The organism is Streptomyces sp. UNOC14_S4 (assembly GCF_020740835.1).
Classification (GTDB): Bacteria; Actinomycetota; Actinomycetes; order Streptomycetales; family Streptomycetaceae; genus Streptomyces.
This window is the reverse complement of the sequence record NZ_JAINFC010000747.1, coordinates 1-2,676: the sequence shown is the minus strand read 5'-3', so window position 1 is coordinate 2,676 and position 2,676 is coordinate 1. Positions and strand designations below refer to the sequence as shown.

2 protein-coding genes are annotated in these 2,676 nt (G+C 73.3%); both read right to left on the bottom strand.

Going from position 1 to position 2,676, the window contains the following annotated elements:
* Positions 1–102: 102 nt before the first annotated feature.
* Positions 103–1,107: an aldo/keto reductase gene (locus K6I34_RS35245; RefSeq protein WP_229332106.1), complete on the bottom strand. Its 1,005-nt coding sequence runs from the start codon at positions 1,105–1,107 to the stop codon at positions 103–105.
* A gap of 185 nt (positions 1,108–1,292) precedes the next feature.
* A partial coding sequence (locus K6I34_RS35240) for an MFS transporter (RefSeq protein WP_229332105.1) occupies positions 1,293–2,676 on the bottom strand: 1,384 nt, incomplete at its 5' end.

Below are 2,676 nucleotides of genomic sequence, written 5' to 3'. Positions count from 1 at the left end.
GAGGGACGGGGGTGGGGCGCGTGGGCGGCGCCCCGGTAGGGACCGTACCCGGCGGGGACGGCGGACGCCCCCGCCGGTGCGCCCCCGGCCGTCACGGCACGCTCACTTCTCGCTGTCGAGGTGCGCCATCTGGTCCGCCGGGTAGCGGTCGCCCGCCGCCGCGTCCGCCGGGACGGCCTGCTCGATCGCGGCGAGGTCGGCCGCGTCCAGCGTGACGTCGAGGGCGCCCAGCGCCTCCGTGAGGCGGTCGCGGCGCCGCGCGCCGACCAGCGGGACGATGTCCTCGCCGCGCGAGAGGACCCAGGCGATCGCGATCTGGGCGACGGTCGCGCCCTTGGCCTCCGCGATCTCCCGCAGCGCCTCGACGAGGCGCAGGTTGTGGTCGAGGTTCTCGCCCTGGAAGCGCGGGCTCATGCCGCGGAAGTCGTTCGCGGCGAGCTTCCTGTCACGGGTGAAGTGGCCGCTGATCAGGCCGCGCGAGAGCACGCCGTACGCGGTGACGCCGATGCCCAGCTCGCGGAGCGTCGGCAGGATCTCCTTCTCGATGCCGCGCGAGATCAGCGAGTACTCGATCTGGAGGTCGGAGATCGGGGCGACGGCGGCGGCCCGGCGGATGGTCTCCGCGTTCACCTCGGAGAGGCCGATGTGGCGGACGTGTCCGGCCTCGACCAGCTCGGCGATCGCGCCGATCGTCTCCTCGACCGGGACCTTCGGGTCGAGGCGGGCGAGGCGGTAGATGTCGATGTGGTCGGTGCCGAGGCGCTGCAGCGAGTAGGCGGCGAAGTTCTTCACGGCGTTCGGGCTGCCGTCGACGCCGGTGAAGCCGCCTTCGACGGTGCGCAGGGCGCCGAACTTGACGCTGGTGAGGGCCCGTTCGCGGGTGCCCGCGGGGGCCGTGCGCAGCGCTTCGTTGATGAGCAGCTCGTTGTGGCCCATGCCGTAGAAGTCGCCGGTGTCGATCAGGGTGACGCCCGCGTCGAGCGCGGCGTGGATCGTGGCGATCGACTCGCCGCGGTCGGCGTCGCCGTAGAGGGCGGACATGCCCATCGCGCCGAGACCGAGGGCGGAGACCTGTGGGCCGGTGGTGCCGAGGGTGCGGTACTGCACGGGAACTCCTTCGGGGGTTTCTGCGGAGGGTGCGCGCGGGTGGGGTGCGCGCACCGGGGGTGCACGGAGGTGCACCGGGGTGCACTGGAAGAGTGACACATGGACTGACAGATTTCAATATCTGTCAGTCCATGTGTGTTCCTCGCGCCCGCTCACCCTCTCTCCGTAACCCCGAAGGGGCGATTTCAAGCCATCGTGCGCGGCAGCCTGAGGCTCAGCAGGACCGTCACCGCCACGGCCGCCAGCTGCACCGCGAGCGTCACCGCCAGGGCCTCCCGCATGCCCATCGACGGCGACAGCGCCAGGAACAGCGACCCGAGCGTGGCCACGCCCAGCGCCATGAACGACTGCTGCGTGGTCACCATGACCCCGCTGCCCACACCCGCCTGCGTCACCGGCACCTCGCTCAGCACGACCCGCAGCGTCAGCGGCAGCAGCAGGCCCTGGCCCAGGCCCTGCACGGCCAGCGCACACGCCACACCCGTCGCGCCCAGGGAGTCCCAGCCCCAGGAGAAGACCGCGCCCACCGTCATCAGCCCGGCGCCCTGGATCAACGTCCCCACCGTGATCGTCCGGCGCCCGTACCGCGCGGCCAGCCGCGGACCGGCCAGCGAGCCGGCGAAGAACGTCAGGCACATCGGCACCATCACCAGCCCCGCTGCCATCGGCCCCAGATGCTGCCCCTCCTGCAGCGCCACCGCCAGGACGAACATGAAGCCGCCCCAGCCCAGCGAGAAGGGCACCAGCAGCGCGAGCCCGCTGTGCACCGAGCGGATGCGCAGCAGCGACGGCGGCACCAGCGGCATCCGCCCGGCCCGCTCCTCACGCCGCTCCACCACCAGGAACGCCACCGCCGCCACCGGGAAGACGGCCAGCAGCACCCACGACCACACCGGCCACCCCGCCGCCCGGCCCTCCGTCAGCGGCAGCAGCAGCGTCACCAGCGTCAGCGACAGCAGGACGGTCCCGCGCCCGTCCACCCGCGTCGGGTGCTCCGAGCGCGTCTCCGGCACCGTACGCACCGCCAGCAGCAGCGCGACCGCCGCGACCGGCGCGTTCACCAGGAAGATCGCGCGCCAGCCGGTGCCCGCCAGGTCGACGGAGACCAGCACGCCGCCGAGCACCTGGCCGACGGCGCTGGCGACCCCGGCCGTCCCGCCGTACAGGCTCAGCGCCCGGGATCGCTGAGCGCCCTGCGTCGTCGCCTGGATCGTGGCCAGCACCTGAGGCAGCATCAGCGCGGACGCGGCGCCCTGCGCGACCCGGGCGGCGACCAGCGACCAGGCGTCGGGCGCGAGACCGCAGGCCACCGAGGTCACGCCGAACGCGGCCGTGCCCCACAGGAACAGCCGTCGCCGGCCGACCATGTCGCCCAGCCGTCCGCCGAGCACCAGCAGCACGGCGTACGCGACGCCGTAGCCGCCCACCACCATCTCCAGCACCGCGGGGCCCGCGTGCAGGTCGTGGTCGATGGTGGGGAGGGCGACGTTGACGATGAAGAAGTCCACCATCGGCAGGGCCGCGCCGACGAGGACCGTGAAGAGTCCGGCGGGCGCGAGGGCAGGGGAG